This window comes from Cellulomonas sp. 73-92, from assembly GCF_001898175.1.
Lineage (GTDB): Bacteria > Actinomycetota > Actinomycetes > Actinomycetales > Cellulomonadaceae > Cellulomonas.
This window is the reverse complement of the sequence record NZ_MKTH01000013.1, coordinates 740,118-760,443: the sequence shown is the minus strand read 5'-3', so window position 1 is coordinate 760,443 and position 20,326 is coordinate 740,118. Positions and strand designations below refer to the sequence as shown.

The following is a 20,326-nucleotide window of genomic DNA, read 5'->3' as shown; positions in this document are numbered from 1 at the left end:
CCAGGGCCTCGCCCTCGACGTCCTCGGCGACGATGAACAGCGGCTTGCCGGCCTGGATGACCTTCTCCAGGAGGGGCAGCAGGTCCTTGACGGACGAGATCTTCGACTCGACGAGCAGGATGTACGCGTCCTCGAGGACGGCCTCCTGGCGCTCCGGGTCGGTGACGAAGTACGCCGACAGGAAGCCCTTGTCGAAGCGCATGCCCTCGGTGAGCTCGAGCTCGAGGCCCAGGGCGTTGCTCTCCTCGACGGTGATGACGCCCTCCTTGCCGACCTTGTCGAGGGCCTCGGCGATGAGGTCGCCGATCGCCTGGTCGGCGGCCGAGATCGCGGCCGTGGCGGCGATCTCCTCCTTGGTCTCGACCTCCTTGGCCTGCGCGAGCAGCTGCTCGGTGACGGCCTCGACGGCCTTCTCGATGCCGCGCTTGAGGGCGATCGGGTTGGCGCCGGCGGCAACGTTGCGCAGGCCCTCACGCACGAGCGCCTGGGCCAGGACGGTGGCGGTGGTGGTGCCGTCGCCCGCGACGTCGTCGGTCTTCTTGGCGACCTCCTTGACCAGCTCGGCGCCGATCTTCTCGAACGGGTCGTCGAGCTCGATCTCCTTGGCGATGGAGACGCCGTCGTTCGTGATCGTCGGCGCGCCCCACTTCTTGTCGAGCACGACGTTGCGGCCCTTGGGACCGAGCGTGACCTTGACGGTGTCGGCGAGGATGTTGAGGCCGCGCTCCATGCTGCGGCGGGCCTCCTCGTCGAAGGCGATGATCTTGGCCATGGGTCTGGCGATCCTTTGTCTGGGGTTCAACGGGTGGCCGTTCGGTGCCCGCGACGGACGGATCGCCGCGCGCGGTCATGTCCCGCGCGCGACGGCCCTCACCTGACGGCCGGTGTTTCTGTCACTCTCCTAGGGAGAGTGCTAAGCCAATGGTTAGCACTCACACCCATCGAGTGCAAGCCACATCGACCCTGCCGGGGCCCGCCGATCAGGCGGACGGGTCGCTGCGCAGCACCACGGTGATGCCGCTAGGTGCCTCGGTCGCCGACATCTCCACGGCGTTGACCTTGATGGTCTGCGCGACGAGCTCGGCGGTCGCCTTGAGCGACTCGCTGCCGTAGAACACGGTCGAGGCGGTGGGCGTCGACGATGTGGCGTTCCCGGCCGTCACCTTGGTGAAGCCGGCGGCGGACAGCTGCTCGCCGACCTTCTTGGCCAACCCGGCGATCTTCGAGCCGTTGAGCACGCTGACCGGCGTGCCCAGCTCGACGGGCGGGGCGGCGGTCGTCGTCGGGGCCGCCGGCGCGGTGGCCTGCGCGCTCCCGGTGGGCTGCGCGCCGTCGGTGGGGCCGGTCGCCTGCGCGGTGGAGGTGCCCGCCACGCCGGGGATGTCCGGCAGCTGCCCCCTGCCCGCGAGGTACGTCACGGCTGCCCACGCCACGAGCGGGACGATGACGATGACGGCGACGAACGGCCACCAGCGGCTCCACGCGGATCGCGGCGCGCGGTGCACCCCGCGCGGGGAGTCCGGGTCCGGCGACGCGTCGAACTCGTCGGGCGGGTAGCTGTAGGAGGCCTTGCTCACGGCGGCAAGGCTAGTGGGTGATCCCAGGCGTTCCGCCGCGCGGCACGACGAACCTCAGAGGTCGACGCCGAGCCGGCGGGCGGTGCGCGCCCGCTGCCGGGACGCGCGCATGCGGCGCAGCCGCTTGACGAGCATGGGGTCGAACGCGAGCGCGGCGGGAGTGTCGATGAGCGCGTTGAGCACCTGGTAGTACCGCGTCGCCGACATGTCGAACAGCTCGCGGATCGCCTGCTCCTTCGCGCCCGCGTACTTCCACCACTGCCGCTCGAAGCCGAGGACCTGCTGGTCGCGCTCGGAGAGCCCGACCTCGTCGGCCGCCTCCACCACGCGCATCGCGACGTCCATCGCGCTCCTCCTCCGGCTCGTTGGCGCCCATCGTAGGCCGCGAATCACAGGCATGTCATTCGCCCCGGCGTGCCGCCACGCGCGCCCCACCCCCGTCGAGCGCCACCCTCGTTCGCCGAGCGCCACCCACCTTTCGGCGGCACTCGGTGGACGAGTGCGGCACTCGGCGAAGGGGCGGCGGGGAGAAGGGGGCACGACGAGGCAGCGGGCGCGGCGGTAGCGTGCGCGCGTGAGCCCCAGCCCGGCGCCCCTGGACCAGCTCGTCGCGCCCGACTGGGCGGCGGCCCTCGCACCGGTGGAGCCGCAGATCCGGGCGGCCGGCGACTTCCTGCGCGCCGAGGTGGCCGCAGGGCGCACCTACCTGCCGGCGGGCGACGCCATCTTCACCGCGTTCCGCCGGCCGATGGCGGGGGTGCGCGTGCTCGTCGTCGGCCAGGACCCGTACCCCACCCCCGGCCACCCGATGGGGCTGAGCTTCTCGGTGCAGCCGCACGTGCGGCCGCTGCCCGGATCGCTCGTCAACATCTTCAAGGAGCTCGTCGCGGACCTCGGCGTGCCGGTGCCGACGAACGGCGACCTCACCCCGTGGGCCGATCGCGGCGTCATGCTGCTCAACAGGGTGCTCACCGTCGGCGCGGGCCAGCCGGCGTCCCACCGCGGGAAGGTCTGGGAGCCGGTGACGGACCGGGCCATCGCGGCGCTCGTCGAGCGCGGCGGGCCCCTCGTCGCGGTGCTGTGGGGCCGGGACGCCCAGACGCTGACGCCGGCCCTCGGGCGGGTCCCGATCGTCGCGAGCGCCCACCCGAGCCCGCTCTCGGCGCACGCGGGCTTCCTCGGGTCACGCCCGTTCTCGACGGTCAACCGGCTGCTCGAGGAGCAGGGCGCGCAGCCCGTGGACTGGTCGCTGCCCTAGCGGTCGGCGCGGCGAGGCATGATGCGGTGGTGACCGAGGCAGCACCGACCACACCCCCCTGGACCAGGTACGTCGCCCTCGGCGACTCGTTCACCGAGGGCCTCTGGGACGCCCCCGACGGGCTCGATGCCCCGATGCGGGGCTGGGCGGACCTGCTGGCCGAACGCCTCTCGGCCCGCCGCACGGCGGCCGGTGCCGCGCCGCTCGAGTACGCCAACCTCGCGATCCGCGGACGCCGCCTCGCCCCGATCGTCGACGACCAGGTGCCGGCGGCCCTCGCGCTCGCACCGGACCTCGTCAGCCTCGTCGGCGGCGGCAACGACCTGCTGCGCCCCGACGGCAACCCGGACCGGCTCGCCGCCCGCCTCGAGGCGGCCGTGGTGCGGCTGCGCGAGGCCGGCGTCGACGTGCTGATGGCGACGGGGTTCGACTCCGCCGACTCGCCGGTGGTGCGGCTGACCCGGGCCAAGGTGGCGATCTACAACACGATGATCTGGTCGATCGCCCGGCGGCAGGGCGCCCACGTCGTCGACCTGTGGGGCATGCGCGCGCTGCACGACTGGCGGATGTGGGCCGAGGACCGGATCCACCTCACCTCCGCCGGGCACGAGCGGGTGGCGCAGGCGGCGCTCGTCGCGCTGGGGCTGGAGCCCGACGCCCCGGGCTGGGACGACCCGCTGACGCCGCTGCCGCCGACACCGTTCACGGACCGGGCACGCGCGAACGCCCGTTGGCTCCGCGTCCACGCGGCGCCGTGGGCGACGCGGCGCGTCCAGCACCGCTCGTCGGGCGACGGCCGCTCGCCGAAGCGCCCGGTGCCGACGCCGGTCGAGCCCGCCTGACCCGAACCCCGGACCTTGGTCCGGACGGCCGGGCGACGATGCGTAATACATTACCTATATGTCACGAACCGACCTGGAGAGCGAGGCCTTCGGCCTCCTCTTCGTCCTCACGCAGCACCTCGGCCGGCGCGCCGACGACGCGCTCGTCCCCTTCGGCCTGACCAGCCGGCAGTGGCTGCTGCTCGCCGTGCTCTCGCGGAGCGCCCAGCCGCCGACGCTGAGCGAGGCCGCCACCGCTTACGGGACCTCCCGGCAGAACGTCAAGCAGATCGCGCTCCAGCTCGCCGCGCGGGGCTACCTGAGCCTCGAACCGGACCCGGCCGACGCCCGCGCGACCCGCCTGGTGCTCAGCGACGCGGTGGCCGCGTTCGACGAGCCGACGGCGGTCGCCGCGCAGCGCGCCCTCCTCGCCGACGTCTTCGCGGCGTTGTCCGACGACGAGCTCGCCGCGCTGGAGTCGGCCGCCCGGACCACCGTGACGCACCTCGCCCGGAGCGCGTCGTGACCGCCGCCACCGTGCCCGCGGCCCTCGCGGCGCCGACGCGGCCGGTCGGGGACGTGCGGGCCATCGGAGCGCGCCGCGTGGTGCGGGTCACCCTCGGCGCCGTGGCCGTGGCACATGGGCTGGTGCACCTCATGGGCGTCTCGGGCTCGGTGGCCGACGAGCAGCTCGGCACCCGCGTCCTGTGGGCAGCCGCCGCGCTCGCGTGGGTCACCGCGGGCCTCGGCCTGGCCACCGGGCGGCGCCGCTGGTGGGTCCTCGGCGCCCCGGCGCTGCTGCTGTCGCAGGCGGCGATCGCGACGAGCTGGGCCGACGCCAAGGCCGGCACCGTGGCCAACGCCGCCCTGCTGGTTGCCGTGCTCCACGGGTACGCCGTCGAGGGGCCGCACAGCCTGCGGGCGCGCTACCGCCGCGAGGCCGGCGAGGCGTGGGCGCAGGCGGGGCCGCGCGGCCTCGTCACGGAGGCGGACCTCGCCGCGCTGCCGCCGCTGGTCGCCGGCTACCTGCGGCGCACGGGCGCGGTCGGCCGGCCGCGGGTCGCCGCGGTGCGCGCCACGTTCTCCGGCCGCATGCGCCAGGGCGAGCGCCGCCCCTGGATGTCGCTGCGGGGCGAGCAGGTCAACACCTACGGCGAGCACGTCACGCGGCGGGCGCTCTTCGACGCGACCCTGCGGGGCGTGGCCATCGACGGGCTGCACGTCATGGCGGACGGGCACGCGACGATGACGATCCGCCCCGCCGGCCTGCTGACCGTCGTCGACGCGTCCGGCCACGAGATGGACCAGGGCGAGACGGTCACCGCGCTGAACGACATGTGCTTCCTGGCACCCGCGGCGCTGCTCGACGCGGACGTCGCGTGGCACGAGACCGGCGGCCGGACCGTCGGCGTCGAGTACCGCCTGGCGGGGCGCACGGTGCGGGCGACCCTCGTGTTCGACGAGGCGGGCGACCTGGTCGACTTCGTCTCCGACGACCGGTTCCGCAGCGCGGGCCCGAGCTTCGTCTCGCAGCGCTGGTCCACGCCGCTCGGCGGCTACCGCGACGTCGCCGGCCGCCGCGTGGCGAGCCAGGGGGACGCGCGGTGGGACGGGCCGGAGGGTCGGTTCCCCTACATCGAGCTGCGCATCGACGCGATCGAGTGGCGATAGCTCAGTCGGCGGCGCCGCGCACCGGCACCCGCGGCGGCCACGCCGGCGCGCCGAGCTCGCGCGAGACGTTGCGGGCGGCCTCCCTGAGGTCGTTGAGGACACCCGCCTCCGGCGGCCACTCGCTCGTCGGCAGCACGACGGCGATCGACGCGACGACCGCTCCGCTGCGGTCCGAGATGGGCGCGGCGACCGATGACTCCCCCAGCACGGCCTCGTCCTCCTCGGTCGCCAGCCCGCGCTCGGCGATCTGCGCCAGCTGGAGCTCCAGGCGCACCGGGTCGGTGATGGTGTCGCCGGTGAGCGGCGGCAGGGGCCCGACGAGCACCTCGTCGGCCAGCCGTGGGTGGTAGGCCAGCAGCACCTTGCCCATCGCGGAGGCGTGCACCGGGATCGTCACGCCGGTCTCGAGCATCTGCTGGCTGCCGTCGGGCCGCCGGTTGTGGTGGATGACGAGCACCTCGTGGAAGAGCTGGGCCCCCAGCCGGGTCGACAGCCCGGTGCGCCTGGCCAGCTCCGCGGTCCACCGCATCGCCCGGGCCCGCACGTCGAGGGTGTCGAGGTAGACGTTGGACAGCTTGAGGAGCGCCGGCCCCAGCATGTAGCGCGTGCCGTTGGGCTCCTTGGCGACGAGGCCGTGCTGCTGCAGCGACTTCACGATGCCGTGCACCGTCGACGGCGAGAGCTCGAGGGTCGTCGCGAGCTCGGAGATGCCGAGGTGGCGGGCCCCCTGGAGCGCGTTGAGCACGCGCGCCGCACGGTCGATCGCCTGGATCACGGATGGCCCTCCCGCAGGGCGGACCGCCTCGGCAGCCTCGCCGCGACGCCCTCGTCTCCTGCGCTTGACACTGCCCTCATCGGATGCGGAGTATTCGACATTGTCGAATGGCGTTCTGTCCAGCAGGACGGGCACACTCGTCACGACGGCCTGTCGAACCGTGCAAGGGAGCACACATGGACGTCCACGGGACCTCCTGGCCCGTGCTCGTCGCGACGCTCGTCTGCACGCCGATGGTCCGCCTCCCTTCCCAGGGCCGGCCCGCCCTTGCCCCGGGTCGCGCTCGCGTTCGGCCTCATCGCACTCACCGGCCCCATCGGGCCACGACAGGAGAAGGTGCTGACGCATGAAGAAGCTGATCAACAACCCGGACGACGTGCTCGCTGACGCGCTCGTCGGCCTCGCGGCGGCCGAGCCGCTGCTCAACGTCGACAAGAAGAACCGGATCGTCTACCGCGCGACCCCGAAGGACCAGGGCAAGGTGGCCCTCATCTCCGGCGGCGGCTCTGGGCACGAGCCGATGCACGGGGGCCTCGTCGGCCTCGGCATGCTCGACGCGGCCTGTGCCGGCGCGGTGTTCACCTCGCCCACCCCGGACCAGATGGAGGAGGCGACCAAGGTCGTCGACCGCGGCGCCGGCGTGCTCCACATCGTCAAGAACTACACCGGCGACGTCATGAACTTCGAGATGGCCGCCGAGCTCGCGGACGCCGCGGGCATCCAGGTCGAGTCGGTCGTCACGCACGACGACGTCGCCGTCGAGGACTCGACGTGGACGGCCGGGCGGCGCGGTGTCGGCCTGACGGTCCTCCTCGAGAAGATCGTCGGCGCCTGCGCCGAGACCGGCGCCGACCTGGCGACCGTCAAGGCGCTGGCGGACAAGGTCTCCGCGTCCGGCCGCTCCATGGGCATGGCCCTGACGAGCTGCACCGTCCCGGCCGCCGGCAAGCCGACGTTCGACATCGCCGAGGACGAGATGGAGATCGGCGTCGGCATCCACGGCGAGCCCGGCCGGCACCGCGAGAAGCTCGCGCCCGCCCACGAGATCGCACAGATGCTCGTCGACCCGATCCTGGCCGACTTCGACTTCACGGGCGCGCCCGCGATCGTCTTCGTCAACGGGCTCGGCGGCACCCCGCTCATCGAGCTCTACCTCATGTACGGCGAGGTGGCCGCCCTCCTGGAGAAGGCCGGCATCACCATCGCCCGCAGCCTCGTCGGGCCGTACATGACGTCGCTGGAGATGGCCGGCACCTCGGTGACGGTCCTGCGGGCGGACGACGAGATCCTCAAGTTCTGGGACGCGCCAGTGGTCACCCCCGGCATGCGGTGGGGTGCCTGACGACGATGGCACAGGACACCGTGGACCTCGCAGCCCTCATCGCCTGGCTCGACTCCTTCCGTGGCTACGTGACGGAGAACCGGGCGTACCTCACCGAGCTCGACTCGGCGATCGGCGACGCCGATCACGGGATCAACATGACCCGTGGCATGGACGCCGTCTTCGCCAAGATCAAGGAGGCGCAGGACGGCGGCACGCCGTTCGCCACCATCGACGACCTCTTCAAGGCCGTGGGGATGACCATGGTCACCTCGGTCGGTGGCGCGAGCGGACCGCTGTACGGGACGTTCTTCCTGCGGATGGGGCGCACGGCGGGGACCGCGGAGACCCTCGACGCCGCCGGGCTCGGTGCCGCGCTGCGGGCCGGGCTCGACGGGGTCGTGGCACGGGGCAAGGCCGAGGCGGGCGACAAGACGATGTTCGACGCCATGTCGCCCGCGCTCGACGCCTACGACGCGGCCGTGGCCGGCGGCGCCGACCCGGCGGCGGCGGCGCAGGCCGCGTCCGCCGCGGCCGACGCCGGCCGGGACGCGACGACGCCGCTCGTGGCCCGCAAGGGTCGCGCGAGCTACCTCGGCGAACGGTCCGCCGGGCACCTCGACCCCGGGGCGACCTCGACGGCGCTGCTGTTCCAGGCCTTGGCCGAGACGCTGGCCGCCTGATGGCGGTCGGGATCGTCGTGGTCTCGCACAGCCCCGCGCTGGCGAGGGCCGTGGTCGACCTCGCGCTCGAGATGACCCCCGCCGGAGGTCCCCCCGTGGCGATCGCCGCGGGGGGCCCCGGTGGGGTCACCGGGACCGACGCGATGGCGGTCAGCGAGGCGATCGGGCGCGTGGGATCGCCGGACGGCGTGCTCGTGCTCATGGACCTCGGCTCGGCGGTGCTGTCGGCCGAGATGGCCCTGGAGTTCCTCGACGACCCGGACGTGCCCGTCCGGCTGACGAGCGCGCCGTTCGTCGAGGGCCTGCTCGCGGCCGTGGTGACGGCCGCCGGCGGTGCGAGCCTCGACGCCGTCGAGCGCGAGGCCCGGGGGGCGCTGGCGCCCAAGGCGACCCACCTCGGGACGCACGACGAGCCCGCGGAGCCCGCCGCACCGGCGCCGGCGGCCACGGTGACGCGCGACCTCACCCTCATCAACCCGGTCGGGATGCACGCGCGCCCGGCCGCCATGCTCGTGTCCGCCCTGGGCGGGCTCGACGCCGCGGTCACGGTGGCGAACCTGCGCACCGGCCGCCCGGCGGCGACCCTGTCCGGCACCACCGCGCTGCTGACGCTCGACGGCCGGCTCGGCGACACGCTGCGCTTCGGCGCCTCGGGCCCCGACGCCGACGAGGCCCTGACGAGGATCGCCGACCTCGTCGGCCGTGGCTTCGACGAGATGGACCTGACCGCCGCAGCTCCGGCGGCGGCACCCGCCCCCGAGGAGGCCGTGCCCGGGGACGTGCACCCGGCGGCGCACGCCGGCGGACCGACGGCCCCCGGCGGCGGCGCCCCCCTCGGCGTCAGCCCCGGCCGCGGCGTGGGGACCGTCGTCCACATGCCCGACCCAGTGACCGAGCCCGCCCCCGGGCCGGCCGTGCCGGACGACCAGCGTGCCGCGGAGGCGGACCGCATCGACCGCTCCGCGTCCGCCGTCGCGGACGAGCTGCGCGGCCGGGCGTCGCGCGTCGACGCCGAGGCGAAGGCGATCCTCGAGGCCAACGCGCTCATCGCCGAGGACAGGGGCGTGCTGGACGACGCCCGTGCCCGCGTCACCGGGCAGGGGCTGGCCGCAGCGCCCGCGGTGTGGCAGGCGTTCACGGCCATCGCCGAGATGTTCGCGGCCGCCGGCGGGGTCATCGCCGGGCGGGTGGCCGACGTGCAGGACGTCCGCAACCGCGTCGTGGCGCACCTGCAAGGGCTGCCGGCCCCGGGCGTGCCGGTGCGCACCGAGCCGTTCGTGCTCGTCGCGCGCGACCTGGCTCCGGCGGACACCGCGTTGCTCGACCCGGCGGTCTGCCGGGCCCTCGTCACCTCGGAGGGCGGCCCGACGAGCCACGCGGCGATCCTCGCGCGGTCCCTCGGGCTGCCGGCGGTCGTCGGCGCCCCGGCGGCGCTCGACATCCCCGAGGGCACGCTCCTGCTGGTCGACGGGGGGACCGGCGAGCTCGTCGTCGACCCGTCGCCGGAGCTCGTCGCCCAGGTGCTCGCCGCGCCCAAGGCGCCGGAGTTCGACGGCGACGGCGTGCTCGCGGACGGCACGCACGTGAAGCTCAAGGCCAACATCGGCGGCACGGCGGACGCGCAGCGCGCCGCGGGCGCGCACGCCCAGGGCGTCGGGCTCTTCCGCACCGAGTTCCTGTTCCTCGACCGAGGCACGCCGCCGACGCTCGACGAGCAGGTCGCCGCCTACCGCGGGGTCCTGGAGGCCTTCCCGCACGACGACGTGGTGATCCGCACGCTGGACGCGGGCGCGGACAAGCCGCTGGCGTTCGTCGGGCCGCAGCACGAGGACAACCCCGCGCTCGGCGTCCGGGGCCTGCGCACGTCGTGGCGGTGGCCGCAGGTGCTCGCCGACCAGCTCGACGCGATCGCCGCGGCCGCGGCCGCCACCGGCACCCGGCCCTGGGTGATGGCGCCGATGGTGTCGACCGTCGCCGAGGCGGCGGACTTCGTCGCGCTCGCCAAGGACCGCGGCATCGCCACGGCGGGCGTCATGGTGGAGACGCCGTCGGCGGCGCTGCTGGCCGACGACCTGCTGAAGGTCGTCGACTTCATCAGCCTCGGCACCAACGACCTGACGCAGTACACGATGGCGGCGGACCGGCTGTCCGGCGAGCTGGCCGCGCTCAACGACCCCTGGCAGCCGGCGGTGCTCCGCCTGCTCGCCCAGGTCGGGGCGGCGGGCCGGCGGGCGGGCGTGCCGGTAGGCGTGTGCGGCGAGGCCGCGGGCGACCCCCTGCTGGCGGTGGTGCTCGTCGGGCTCGGGGTCACCAGCCTGTCGATGGCGCCCGGCCTGCTCGGCGCGGTGGCGGCGCAGCTGGCCGCGCTCGACCGGGCGGCGTGCGAGAGCGCCGCCCATGCGGCGTTGGCGGCCGTCGACCCGGCGGGCGCGCGGGCGGCGGTGCGAGCGGCGCTCGGCCTGTAGCGGCCCCCGGAGCGCCCCCGGCCCTGCGCCGTCAACGGCTCGCGAGCGCATCGTTCGTCGTCGAGGTCGTGGGTTCCGGACACCGGAAGCCCTGCGTTCGGCGACGAACGATGCGCCCGGCGACGAACGATGCGCTCGGCGACGAGCGCTGAGCTCGACGACGACCGGGCGCAGCGGGGATAGCCTGCGCCCGTGCTCCCCGACCAGCTCGACCGCCTGTACTCCGTCTCCCACCCGGCCGTCCACCCGGACGGCTGGGCCGTGGTGTCCGCGACCCGCCCCGACTTCGCCGCCGACGCGTACGTCGGGCAGCTGTGGCGCGTGCCGCTGGACGGCGGCGCGCCCCGGCGGATCACCCGCGGCTTCCGTGACACGGCGCCGAAGGTCTCGCCGGACGGGCGGCTCGTCGGCTTCCTGCGCGCGGCGCCGGGCGGGGTCCCCCAGCTCGCGATCGTGCCCGCCGACGGCGGCGAGCCGCTCGTCGTCACGGACCGGAAGCTCGGCGTGAGGGACTTCGCGTTCACGGAGGACTCCGCCCGGGCGGTCGTCACCTCCGCGGTGCCCGAGGAGGGGCGCCACGGCACGGTGGACGGCGTGCCCGCGCCGGCCGAGGACCCGCGCCACGTCACCACGCTGACGTTCCAGTCGAACGGCCGCGGCTACCCCGCCGACCAGCGCGTCCACGTCTTCGTCGTCGACCTGCCGGACCCGTTGGGCGAGCCGCCGGTCACGCCCGTCGGGCGTGCGGCGAAGGCGGCGAAGGACGCGGCGAAGGCCTCCGGGGTGGCGGACGACGAGCCGCGGCTGGTGCCGGAGGCTCGGCAGCTGACGAGCGGCGACTTCGACCACGCCGAGCCGGTGGTCGTCGGCGGGTCGGTGGTCGTCGTGTCGGCGCGGCACGAGCACCGCGACCTCGACCGGCGGACCGACCTCTATCGGATCGACCTGGCGTCCGGCGACGTGACCCTGCTGACGGACCCCGCGGTGACCGGCACCACGCTGACCGTCGCGTCGCCGGTCGTCGTCGGCGACGACCTGTACTTCCTCGGCGCCGACCTCGGGCCTGACGGCACGGACTTCGTCGCCAAGAACGCGGCCGCCTACCGGGTGCCGGTGGCCGGTGGCCCGGTGGTGCGGCTGACCGACCCCGCGGACGACGACCTGACGCAGCTGGCGGCCGTCGACGACGGCGTGCTCGGCGTGCTCCACACGCAGGGTGCCGGCGTCCCGGTGCGCCTCGCCGGGGACGGTGCCCTCACACCGCTGCCAGTCCCGGAGGGCGCGTCCGTGACGGCCGTCGGCGCCGCCGGCGATCGGGTCGTCGCGGCCGTCGCGACGCCGGTCTCCCCCGGCGAGGTCGCGAGGCTGGACTCGTCAGCCACCGTGCTCACCGACTTCGCCGCCGCGCTGCGCGAGGTGTCCACGCCGGTCCCGGCCCGCGAGCTGGTCTCGACGAGCCCCGACGGCCAGCGGGTGCAGGGCTGGGTGCTGGTGCCGGAGGGCGAGGGCCCCCACCCCGTGCTCCTCACCATCCACGGCGGCCCGTACGCCGCCTACGGCCCGGCGTTCTTCGACGAGGCGCAGGTCTACGTCGCCGCCGGCTACGCCGTCGTGCTCTGCAACCCGCGCGGCTCGGACAGCTACGGCGAGGCCTTCGGCCGGGCGATCCAGGGCGACTTCGGGAACCTCGACAGCGTCGACGTGCTGGCGTTCCTCGACCACGCCCTGGCCACCGTCCCGGGCCTGGACGCGGACCGCGTCGGGGTGATGGGCGGCTCCTACGGCGGCTACCTGACGGCGTGGCTCATCGCCCACGAGCACCGCTTCGCGGCGGCGATCGTCGAACGCGGCTACCTCGACCCGCGCTCGTTCGTCGGCGCCAGCGACATCGGCTGGTTCTTCGCGCCCGCCTACAACACGGCTGACCCGGCACGCATGGACGCCCAGTCGCCGCTGCTGCTGGCCGGCCAGGTCACCACACCGACGCTGGTGCTGCACAGCGAGGACGACCTGCGGTGCCCCATCTCGCAGGCCTTCCGCTACTACACGGAGCTCAAGCTGGCCGGCGTGGACGCCGAGCTGCTCGTCTTCCCGGGCGAGACGCACGAGCTGTCGCGCTCCGGCCGGCCCTGGCACCGCCGGCAGCGCTTCGAGGCGATCCTCGACTGGTGGCGCCGCTACCTGCCGGTCACCGCGTAGACCAGCCGCGCGAACTGGCCCACGGCCGAGGCGGAGACGAGCGTGAGCCGCTCCGACCCGACCCGCCGCGGCAGCAGCGGCGCGCCGCCGGTCAGGGCGACCGGCGCGACCGACAGCGCGACCTCGTCGAGCGCGCCGGCATCGAGGAACTGACCGGCCAGGTCGCCGCCGCCGACCACCCAGACGTCGCCCTCGCCCGCCGCGGCGCGGATGGCGGGCAGCGCCTCGGCCACCGGCCCGGCGACGAACCGCACGTCCGCACCCTCCGGCACCGGCAGCGTGCGCGACGTGAAGACGAACGTCGGCTTGTCCCCGTAGATGGCGCGCCACCGCTCGGGGCGCGCGAGCAGCTCCTCGTGCGCCAGCACCCACTCGTACGTCGTCGAGCCCTCGACGAGCACCGCGGCACCGGACGGGAACAGCCCCTCCTCCGGGGCGTCGCCGCCCGGCACCGCGAAGAGCCAGTCGAGCGAGCCCTGCTCGTCCGCGATCCAACCGTTGAGGCTGGTCGCTGCGTCGAAGATCACCTTCCCCATGCGGTCACCGTAGGCGGCGCCGCCGACACGGCTACGGCACGACGACGGTGATGCCGGCCCCGGCGGTCCCCGACCCCAGGGCGGCCAGGGCGTCGGCCGCCTGGTCGAGGCCGACGACCCGCTCGACCAGGCCGGCGGGGTCCAGGCGGCCGGCGGCCACGTCGGCGAGCATCGCGGGGTACTCGTGCGCCGCCATGCCGTGGCTGCCGTAGACCTCCAGCTCCCAGGCGATCACCCGGTCCATCGGGATCCCGGCGCGCGCGTGCGGGCCCAGCAGCAGTCCCGCCTGGACGTGCCGGCCGCGCCGCCGCAGCCCCAGCACCGAGGCCACGGCGGTGCCCGACGAGCCGAAGGCGTCGAGGGAGACGTGCGCCCCGCCGCCGGTGGCCTGCACGACGAGCTCCGCCACCGCCTCGGGCGCCAGCCCCGCGGGGTCGATCGTCACCGCGGCGCCGAACGACGCCGCCTGCGCACGAGCGCCCGCCGACGGGTCCACGACCACCACGTGGGCGCCCGCCGCGACCGCGACCTGCACCGCCGACAGCCCGACGCCGCCGGCACCGTGCACCGCGACCTCGTCGTGCGCCCGCACGCGGCCGTGCACCGTCAGCGCGCGGTACGCCGTGGCGAACCGGCAGCCCAGCGACGCCGCGACCACGGGCGACATGCCGGCCGGCAGCCGCACGAGGTTGGCGTCCGCGTGGTGCAGCGCGACGAGCTCGGCGAACGACCCCCAGTGCGTGAACCCCGGCTGCTCCTGGTGCGGGCACACCTGCTGCTCGCCGGCGCGGCAGACGTCGCACACGCCGCACGCGCAGACGAACGGCACGGTGACCAGGTCGCCGGCCCGCCAGGAGCGCACCAGCGGTCCGGTCGCCACGACCTCGCCGGCCAGCTCGTGCCCCGGGACGTGCGGCGGTACCACGCCGTCGTCGTGCCCCTGCCAGGCGTGCCAGTCGGAGCGGCAGACGCCGGTCGCCGCGACGCGCACCAGCACGCCGTCGGGCGGGCAGTCGGGGTCGAGCACCTCGCGGACGGCCGGAAGGGCGCCGAACTCGTCGATCACCAGCGCGCGCACGCGGTCGATCCTCGCAGGCTCAGGCCAGAGCCGGTTCCGGCAGCGCAGCCGCGGGCGCCGTCCCGTCGAGGAGCTCCAGCAGCTGCGGCGCCGGGGACGCCCCGGCCCCGGTCACGGCGGAGACCTCCCACTGCGGCGTCGACTCGACCGGCAGCCGCACCGTCGTCAGCCCGACCGCCTGGGGCTTGGCCGTGATCGGCAGCGGCACGAGGGCGACCCCCAGGCCACGGTGGAGCAGGTCGAGCAGCGTGTGGATGTCGTTGACGGTGCACCGCACCCGCCGGTGCACCCCGTGGGCCGCCGCGGCGCGGTCGTTGAGCGAGCGGACCGCCCACGACGGGTCGAAGTCGACGAAGTCCTCGTCGTCGAGGTCCGCCCACTCGACGCGCGACGAGCAGGCCAGGCGATGCTCCGGCGGGGCGAGGAGCACCACCGGGCGGGTCGCGATCGGGGTGCGCGCCAGGCTGCCGAGGTGGTCGCTCGTCGCGACGAAGGCGACGTCCATCGCCCCGGAGCGCACGCGTGCCAGCAGGTCGTAGGAGCCCGCCTGCGTGAAGTCGATCGCCACCTGCGGGTAGCGCCGGTGGAACCGCTCGAGCAGCGACGGCACGTCGAGCACACCGAGGCACTGCTCGGCGCCGACGGTCAGCGTCCCCGACAGGGCGTTCGTCGCCCGCACCACCGCGTCGCGCGCGGCACCGGCCTGCTCGAGCAGCGCCCGCGCGTGCGGCAGCAGCGCCAGCCCGGCGTCGGTCGGCTCGACCCGCCGCGTCGTCCGCGTGAAGAGCGGCACGCCCAGCTCCGCCTCCAGCGCCCGGATCGACGCGGACAGCCCCGACTGGGACACCCCGGTCAGCGCGGCGGCGCGCGTGAACTGCTCCTCGTCGGCCAGGGCGACGAGGTACTCCATCTGCCGCAGGTCCATTGATCGACTCCGCTTCTGGACAGGATGAACCGTAGTTGTTGGACTTCTATGTTAGGACGCGCCTAGCCTCACCGGGAGCGGCCCAGAAGGGCGCGGACGACGACGTGAGGTGCACCGTGCAGCAACGAACCCTGGGAAACCGGCAGGTCAGCGCGATCGGGCTCGGCGGCATGCCGATGTCGATCGAGGGACGGCCCGACGAAGCCCGGTCGATCGCGACGATCCACGCGGCGCTCGACGCGGGCGTGACGCTCATCGACACCGCCAACTCGTACCACCTCCTCGCGGGCGAGGTCGGCCACAACGAGCGGCTCATCGCCAAGGCCCTCACGAGCTACGGCGGCGGCACCGACGAGGTGCTCGTCGCGACCAAGGGCGGCCACCTGCGCCCCGGTGACGGCAGCTGGACCCAGAACGGCGACCCGGCCTACCTCAAGGAGGCGGCCAAGCAGTCGCTCAAGGACCTCGGCGTCGAGGCCATCGGCCTCTACCAGTTCCACCGGCCCGACCCGCGCGTGCCGTGGGCCGACTCCGTGGGCGCCGTCCGCGACCTGCTCGACGAGGGCCTCGTCCAGATGGCCGGCGTCTCCAACGCCAGCGTCGCCCAGATCGACGAGGCGAACGAGATCCTCGGCGGGCGCCTGGTGTCGGTGCAGAACCAGTTCTCCCCCGCCCACCGCTCCACGCTGGACACGCTGCGGCACTGCGCGCAGCTCGGCATCGCGTTCCTGCCCTACAGCCCGCTCGGCGGCATCAGCCGCGCCGGCGGCGTCGGCGACAGGTTCCCCGAGTTCGCGGCCGTCGCGGCGGCGCGCGGCGTCTCCCCGCAACGGGTGGTGCTCGCGTGGGAGCTGTCGCTCGCGCCGGTCGTCATCCCCATCCCGGGCGCCTCGCGCCCCGAGTCGATCGTCGACAGCGCCGCCGCGGCGGACCTCGTGCTGTCCGACGACGAGCTCGCCACCCTCTCCTGATCCGGAAGGACCACCGTGAAGACCTTCACCCTGCCCGGGACCGACCTCGTCGTCCCCGAGGTCGTCCTCGGCCTCATGCGCATCGCGGACAAGACGGACGACGAGATCCGCACGCTCGTCGGCACCGCGGCGGACGCCGGCATCGACTTCGTCGACCTCGCCGACGTCTACGGGCCCGCGCTGCACGAGTGCGAGGCCCGCTACGGCGGCGCGATGAAGCTGACCTCGTCGGCCCGCGAGAAGGTGACGATCCAGACCAAGGCCGGGATCGTCCGCGAGCCGCTGAGCTTCGACTTCTCCTACGAGCACCTGCTCGAGTCGGTGGACGGCTCGCTCAAGGCGCTGCAGACCGACTACATCGACATCCTGCTGCTGCACCGGCCCGACGCCCTCGTGGAGCCGGAGGAGGTCGCCCGGGCGTTCGACGACCTGCAGGCCTCCGGCAAGGTGCGCCACTTCGGCGTCTCGAACCAGAAGCCGAGCCAGATGGAGCTGCTGCGCCGGCACGTCACGCAGCCGATCGTCGCCAACCAGGTCCAGCTGTCCGTCACGCACGCCAACCTGTTCACGCAGGGCACCGCGATCAACATGAACGGCCTCGACCAGTCGGTCGACCGCGACAACGGCACCGTGGACTACTGCCGGCTGCACGACATCGCGCTGCAGGCGTGGTCGCCGTTCCAGGCGGGCTTCTTCGACGGGCCGTTCCTCGGCTCGGACGCCTACCCGGAGCTCAACGCCGTGATCGACCGGCTGGCGGGCCAGTACGGCGTGCCGGCAGAGGCGGTCGCCACCGCGTGGATCCTGCGCCACCCGGCACGGTGGCAGGTGGTGCTGGGCACGACGACCCCGGAGCGCGTCACCGCGGCGGCCGCCGGATCGGACATCACGCTGACCCGCTACGAGTGGTACGAGCTCTACCGCGCGGCCGGGCACATCCTGCCCTGACGGCCGCCGGCGTCGGCCCCGTCCGGCCCGTCTCGAGGAGCGGACGGGGCGCGTCGCTCGATCGAGTGGTTCTCGGGGTGAGATCCCCAAGAGCCCCTCACGGTCGAGCCATCCGACGGCCAAAGATGGGGGCCATGCAGGGGACCCAGCCGGAAGGCCAACAGAGAGATCGAGACGCCTACGTCCACGTCACGGACGCGGACGTCCACGCGGCGCGCGACGCCTGGTGGCGCGCCCAGAGCGAGGACCCCGCCTCCGAACGCACCGCGACTCTCCACGAGTCGTACCGACAGATCGTCCACGCACAGGCGCAGCAGATCGCCGAGGAGTTCCGCGCGGCGCACGCGCGCTGACGCCTCACAGAACTACGAAGGGCCGGGGGGCGCCCCGGCCCTTCGTCATGCCTCGGCGGTCTGCCGCGGCAGCACCTGGACGTCCGGGCCCGGGAAGACAAGGCCTTCGTGGCCGTCGGCGAACCGCACCAGGAACGGCGGGCCGCCGTCCGGGCCACGGGTCTCGACGATCTCGCCCGAACGGTCCTTGGTGTCGATGGTCCGGCCGTGGACGACGAGCCGGTCACCCACTGATGCGTGCATCGTTGCTCACCTCACTTGGACCTCACCACGAGGCTAGCCCGCTCTGCTCGAGTCGGCACCGCTCGGATCGCGACTTCCTGGACGTCCGCCTACGTTGCTGGGCAGGGGCACGACGACGCGGAGGTGGCGGTGTGACGAGCACCCGACGGACCGGCGGCGGGCGCGTGCCGCCGACCGCGGCGTCCGACCGGCGGTCCACCACGAGCACCGAGACCGGCCGGCCCGACGTGCTGCCCGCACACGTGCTGCGGGAGTACGCGCTGATCGCGGACGGTGAGCGGGGAGCCCTGTGCGGGCCGCGTGGCGACATCACCTGGCTCTGCTCACCGCGCTGGCACGACGACGCGGTCTTCTCCCAGATGGTCGGCGGCTCGGGCCTGTACGCGGTGACGCCACGCGACACCTATGTCTGGGGGGGCTCCTACGACGACGGTTCCCTCGTCTGGTGCCACCAGTGGGTGACCTCGGCCGCGGTGGTCGAGTGCCGGGACGCCCTCGCGCAGCCGGCCGACCCGGCGCGCGTCGTCGTCCTGCGCCACGCGGAGGCCCGCCAGGGGGACCTGCACGTCCGGGTCCGCCTCGACCTGCGCGCCCGGTTCGGCGTCGACCCGATGACCGACCTGCGCCGGGACGAGCACGGGGTGTGGACCGGCCGCTCCGGCCCGGTGGCGTTCCGCTGGCAGGGCGCCGCGGAGGCGCGGCCCGACCCGACCGGTGTCCTCGTCATGGACCTCGACCTGCCGCAGGGCGCCGGCCACGACCTGGTGCTGGAGATCGCCGACGCCGGGACGCTGCGGTCGGCGCCCCTGCCCGACGCCGCCACCGCCTGGCGGGCGACCGAGCGCTGGTGGGGCCACGCCGTGCCGCGGTTCCCCTCGTCGGCCGCGCCGCGGGACACGCGCCAGGCCTACGCGGTGATGCGGGGGCTGACGTCGTCGACCGGGGCGATGGTGGCCGCCGCCACGACGAGCCTGCCGGAGCGTGCCAACGCGCGGCGCAACTACGACTACCGCTACGCGTGGATCCGTGACCAGTGCCTCGCGGGCACCGCGGTGGCCGCGGACGGGCCGCACCCGCTGCTGACGTCGGCCGCGCACTTCGTCGGGCAGGCGCTGCGGGAGCACGGCCCGCACCTGGCGCCCGCCTACACCGTCGACGGCGGCACCGTGCCCAAGGAGCAGCTCATCGACGTCGCGGGCTACCCGGGGGCCGACGAGCTGGTGCGCGGGAACTGGGTCACCGACCAGTTCCAGCTCGACACGCTCGGCGAGGCCCTGCAGCTGTTCGCGGCCTGCGCGCGCCACGACGCCCTCGACGAGCACGGCGCAGCTGCCGCGCGCACCGCCGTCGACGTCATGGTCCAGCGCTGGACGGAGCCCGACGCGGGCATCTGGGAGATCCAGCCGGACTGGTGGGCGCACTCGCGCCTGGCGTGCGTGGGGGGCCTGCGGGCGGCGGCAGCGGCCGGCGTCGGCGGCCCGCCCGACGAGCTGGAGCACCTCGCCGGGACGATCCTCGACGAGACCCGCCGCCGCTGCGCGCACCCGTCCGGGCGCTGGCAGCGCAGCCCCCACCACCGGGACACCGACGCCTCGCTGCTGCTCCCCGTCGTGCGCGGCGCGACGCCGGCCGACGACCGGCTGCACCTCGGCACCCTGGCCGAGGTGCTGGACCGGCTGAGCGACGACGGCTACGTGTACCGGTACGCCGTCGACGGCGAGGCGCCCGGCACCGCCGAGGGGGCGTTCCTGCTGTGCGGCTTCATCGTGGCGCTGGCCGAGCTGCAGCAGGGCGACGTCACGTCCGCCTACCGCTTCTTCGAGCGCAACCGGTCCGCCGCCGGCAGCCCTGGGCTGCTGACCGAGGAGGTCGACGTCAGGCAGCGCCAGCTGCGTGGGAACCTGCCGCAGGCCTTCGTGCACGCGCTGCTGCTCGAGACGTCCGTGCGCCTCGGACAGCTCGGCTGACCACCCGCCGGGGCACGAGGCTGCCCGGCGGGTGTCAGGCGGCGACGAGGTCGAAGGCGTTGCCCTCCGGGTCGGACAGGGTCACCGAACGACGCCCACCGCCTTGCACGCCGTACATGCGTCGCGCGCCGAGCCCGACGAGACGGCGGGACTCGCCGTCGAGGTCGGTCGTCGTCAGCTGCAGGTGGAGCGGGGTGCGCAGCACCCGGCCGTCCGGGACGCGGCGGAAGACGAGGTGGGGCACGCCGAAGGCGGAGCCGTCGACGAGCTCGGCGTACTCGGGGGTGGCACCGGGGGCGACCTCGAGGCGCAGCGCGGCACCCCAGAAGTGGGCGGCGAGCTGGGCGTCGAACGCGTCGTACGCGAGGCCGTGGAACGTGGTGGGCATGACGCCTCCAAGGGTCGGGTAGGCCGGCGTCCGCCGGTGGGTCGCTGACGACCGTGACGGATGCGGCTCGGAGGATGCTGTGGCGGCGCCGGGAGAGTCCCGTGCGTCGGGAGGGGCCGCGGCGGCCGCGGGCCCGAGCGGAGGAAC

The 20,326-nt window shown here is 74.6% G+C and carries 21 protein-coding genes; 12 read left to right on the top strand and 9 right to left on the bottom strand.

The window, feature by feature from the left end; genetic code table 11:
* The 3 genes from groEL to BGO37_RS10260 all read right to left on the bottom strand — a co-directional run.
* Window positions 1–772 (bottom strand): chaperonin GroEL (groEL, locus tag BGO37_RS10270; protein WP_291754544.1); only part of this gene is annotated, 772 nt, incomplete at its 3' end.
* A 208-nt stretch (window positions 773–980) separates the two neighbouring features.
* Window positions 981–1,577, bottom strand: a complete 597-nt coding sequence (locus BGO37_RS10265) for a LytR C-terminal domain-containing protein (RefSeq protein WP_291754542.1) — start codon at window positions 1,575–1,577, stop codon at window positions 981–983.
* Between the two features lie 54 nt (window positions 1,578–1,631).
* Window positions 1,632–1,922: a DUF3263 domain-containing protein gene (locus tag BGO37_RS10260; RefSeq protein ID WP_291754541.1), complete on the bottom strand. Its 291-nt coding sequence runs from the start codon at window positions 1,920–1,922 to the stop codon at window positions 1,632–1,634.
* Between the two features lie 229 nt (window positions 1,923–2,151).
* Here BGO37_RS10260 and BGO37_RS10255 point away from each other — a divergent pair, with 229 nt between their 5' ends.
* From BGO37_RS10255 to BGO37_RS10240, 4 genes are read left to right on the top strand one after another with little or no spacing between them, the layout of a single operon-like run.
* Entirely contained in the window at window positions 2,152–2,835 is a 684-nt protein-coding gene (locus BGO37_RS10255) for a uracil-DNA glycosylase (protein WP_291754540.1), read from the top strand.
* Between the two features lie 29 nt (window positions 2,836–2,864).
* Window positions 2,865–3,677 carry an SGNH/GDSL hydrolase family protein gene (locus tag BGO37_RS10250; protein ID WP_291754538.1) on the top strand — a complete coding sequence of 271 codons (813 nt, stop codon included), beginning with the start codon at window positions 2,865–2,867 and terminating at the stop codon, window positions 3,675–3,677.
* Between the two features lie 58 nt (window positions 3,678–3,735).
* Window positions 3,736–4,182, top strand: a complete 447-nt coding sequence (locus BGO37_RS10245) for a MarR family transcriptional regulator (protein ID WP_291754537.1) — start codon at window positions 3,736–3,738, stop codon at window positions 4,180–4,182.
* Window positions 4,179–5,327, top strand: coding sequence for a DUF6544 family protein (locus tag BGO37_RS10240; RefSeq protein WP_291754536.1), 1,149 nt, complete (start codon window positions 4,179–4,181; stop codon window positions 5,325–5,327). The genes BGO37_RS10245 and BGO37_RS10240 overlap by 4 nt, the downstream gene beginning before the upstream one ends.
* Before the next feature lies 1 nt (window position 5,328).
* On the opposite strand, the gene BGO37_RS10235 is transcribed toward BGO37_RS10240, so the two are convergent.
* Window positions 5,329–6,102 (bottom strand): IclR family transcriptional regulator, encoded by a 774-nt coding sequence (locus tag BGO37_RS10235; RefSeq protein ID WP_291754535.1) that lies wholly within the window; start codon window positions 6,100–6,102, stop codon window positions 5,329–5,331.
* Window positions 6,103–6,448: 346 nt separating this feature from the next.
* On the opposite strand from BGO37_RS10235, the gene dhaK reads away from it, so the two are divergent.
* The 4 genes from dhaK (at window position 6,449) to BGO37_RS10215 (ending at window position 12,770) form a co-directional block, all read left to right on the top strand.
* Window positions 6,449–7,444 (top strand): dihydroxyacetone kinase subunit DhaK, encoded by a 996-nt coding sequence (gene dhaK, locus BGO37_RS10230; RefSeq protein ID WP_291754515.1) that lies wholly within the window; start codon window positions 6,449–6,451, stop codon window positions 7,442–7,444.
* Window positions 7,445–7,449: 5 nt separating this feature from the next.
* Window positions 7,450–8,106, top strand: coding sequence for a dihydroxyacetone kinase subunit DhaL (gene dhaL, locus BGO37_RS10225; protein ID WP_291754514.1), 657 nt, complete (start codon window positions 7,450–7,452; stop codon window positions 8,104–8,106).
* Window positions 8,106–10,571 (top strand): phosphoenolpyruvate--protein phosphotransferase, encoded by a 2,466-nt coding sequence (gene ptsP, locus BGO37_RS10220; protein WP_291754513.1) that lies wholly within the window; start codon window positions 8,106–8,108, stop codon window positions 10,569–10,571. The genes dhaL and ptsP overlap by 1 nt, the downstream gene beginning before the upstream one ends.
* A 192-nt stretch (window positions 10,572–10,763) precedes the next feature.
* Window positions 10,764–12,770, top strand: coding sequence for a S9 family peptidase (locus BGO37_RS10215; protein ID WP_291754512.1), 2,007 nt, complete (start codon window positions 10,764–10,766; stop codon window positions 12,768–12,770).
* On the opposite strand, the gene BGO37_RS10210 is transcribed toward BGO37_RS10215, so the two are convergent.
* Genes BGO37_RS10210 through BGO37_RS10200 form a run of 3 tightly spaced genes read right to left on the bottom strand, consistent with a single transcriptional unit; the run spans window position 12,749 to window position 15,309 of the window.
* Window positions 12,749–13,306 carry a dihydrofolate reductase family protein gene (locus BGO37_RS10210; RefSeq protein ID WP_291754510.1) on the bottom strand — a complete coding sequence of 186 codons (558 nt, stop codon included), beginning with the start codon at window positions 13,304–13,306 and terminating at the stop codon, window positions 12,749–12,751. The two genes, BGO37_RS10215 and BGO37_RS10210, sit on opposite strands and share 22 nt — an antisense overlap.
* A 31-nt stretch (window positions 13,307–13,337) precedes the next feature.
* Window positions 13,338–14,384 carry an alcohol dehydrogenase catalytic domain-containing protein gene (locus BGO37_RS10205; protein ID WP_291754509.1) on the bottom strand — a complete coding sequence of 349 codons (1,047 nt, stop codon included), beginning with the start codon at window positions 14,382–14,384 and terminating at the stop codon, window positions 13,338–13,340.
* Window positions 14,385–14,403: 19 nt separating this feature from the next.
* Entirely contained in the window at window positions 14,404–15,309 is a 906-nt protein-coding gene (locus tag BGO37_RS10200; RefSeq protein ID WP_291754508.1) for a LysR family transcriptional regulator, read from the bottom strand.
* Window positions 15,310–15,425: 116 nt separating this feature from the next.
* Here BGO37_RS10200 and BGO37_RS10195 point away from each other — a divergent pair, with 116 nt between their 5' ends.
* The 3 genes from BGO37_RS10195 (at window position 15,426) to BGO37_RS10185 (ending at window position 17,581) form a co-directional block, all read left to right on the top strand.
* Window positions 15,426–16,280, top strand: coding sequence for an aldo/keto reductase (locus BGO37_RS10195; protein WP_291754506.1), 855 nt, complete (start codon window positions 15,426–15,428; stop codon window positions 16,278–16,280).
* 15 nt (window positions 16,281–16,295) lie between these two features.
* Window positions 16,296–17,228 (top strand): aldo/keto reductase family oxidoreductase, encoded by a 933-nt coding sequence (locus BGO37_RS10190; RefSeq protein ID WP_291754505.1) that lies wholly within the window; start codon window positions 16,296–16,298, stop codon window positions 17,226–17,228.
* Between the two features lie 134 nt (window positions 17,229–17,362).
* Window positions 17,363–17,581 (top strand): hypothetical protein, encoded by a 219-nt coding sequence (locus BGO37_RS10185; protein WP_291754504.1) that lies wholly within the window; start codon window positions 17,363–17,365, stop codon window positions 17,579–17,581.
* 45 nt (window positions 17,582–17,626) lie between these two features.
* Here the strand turns inward: BGO37_RS10185 and BGO37_RS10180 are convergent, their stop codons facing one another.
* Window positions 17,627–17,824, bottom strand: a complete 198-nt coding sequence (locus BGO37_RS10180) for a DUF1918 domain-containing protein (RefSeq protein WP_291754503.1) — start codon at window positions 17,822–17,824, stop codon at window positions 17,627–17,629.
* A gap of 131 nt (window positions 17,825–17,955) precedes the next feature.
* Between BGO37_RS10180 and BGO37_RS10175 the strand changes: the two genes are divergently transcribed.
* Window positions 17,956–19,791: a glycoside hydrolase family 15 protein gene (locus BGO37_RS10175; protein WP_291754499.1), complete on the top strand. Its 1,836-nt coding sequence runs from the start codon at window positions 17,956–17,958 to the stop codon at window positions 19,789–19,791.
* Window positions 19,792–19,825: 34 nt separating this feature from the next.
* Here the strand turns inward: BGO37_RS10175 and BGO37_RS10170 are convergent, their stop codons facing one another.
* The gene (locus BGO37_RS10170) at window positions 19,826–20,179 is read right to left on the bottom strand and encodes a VOC family protein (protein WP_291754497.1); all 354 of its coding nucleotides are present in this window, start codon (window positions 20,177–20,179) and stop codon (window positions 19,826–19,828) included.
* Window positions 20,180–20,326 lie beyond the last annotated feature (147 nt).

Coding starts and splice junctions, on each gene's coding strand:
- dhaK (WP_291754515.1), top strand. CDS start 6,449: ATGAAGAAGCTGATCAACAACCCGGACGACGTGCTCGCTGACGCGCTC.
- BGO37_RS10260 (WP_291754541.1), bottom strand. CDS start 1,922: ATGGACGTCGCGATGCGCGTGGTGGAGGCGGCCGACGAGGTCGGGCTC.
- BGO37_RS10185 (WP_291754504.1), top strand. CDS start 17,363: ATGCAGGGGACCCAGCCGGAAGGCCAACAGAGAGATCGAGACGCCTAC.
- BGO37_RS10210 (WP_291754510.1), bottom strand. CDS start 13,306: ATGGGGAAGGTGATCTTCGACGCAGCGACCAGCCTCAACGGTTGGATC.
- BGO37_RS10180 (WP_291754503.1), bottom strand. CDS start 17,824: ATGCACGCATCAGTGGGTGACCGGCTCGTCGTCCACGGCCGGACCATC.
- BGO37_RS10170 (WP_291754497.1), bottom strand. CDS start 20,179: ATGCCCACCACGTTCCACGGCCTCGCGTACGACGCGTTCGACGCCCAG.
- BGO37_RS10200 (WP_291754508.1), bottom strand. CDS start 15,309: ATGGACCTGCGGCAGATGGAGTACCTCGTCGCCCTGGCCGACGAGGAG.
- dhaL (WP_291754514.1), top strand. CDS start 7,450: ATGGCACAGGACACCGTGGACCTCGCAGCCCTCATCGCCTGGCTCGAC.
- ptsP (WP_291754513.1), top strand. CDS start 8,106: ATGGCGGTCGGGATCGTCGTGGTCTCGCACAGCCCCGCGCTGGCGAGG.
- BGO37_RS10245 (WP_291754537.1), top strand. CDS start 3,736: ATGTCACGAACCGACCTGGAGAGCGAGGCCTTCGGCCTCCTCTTCGTC.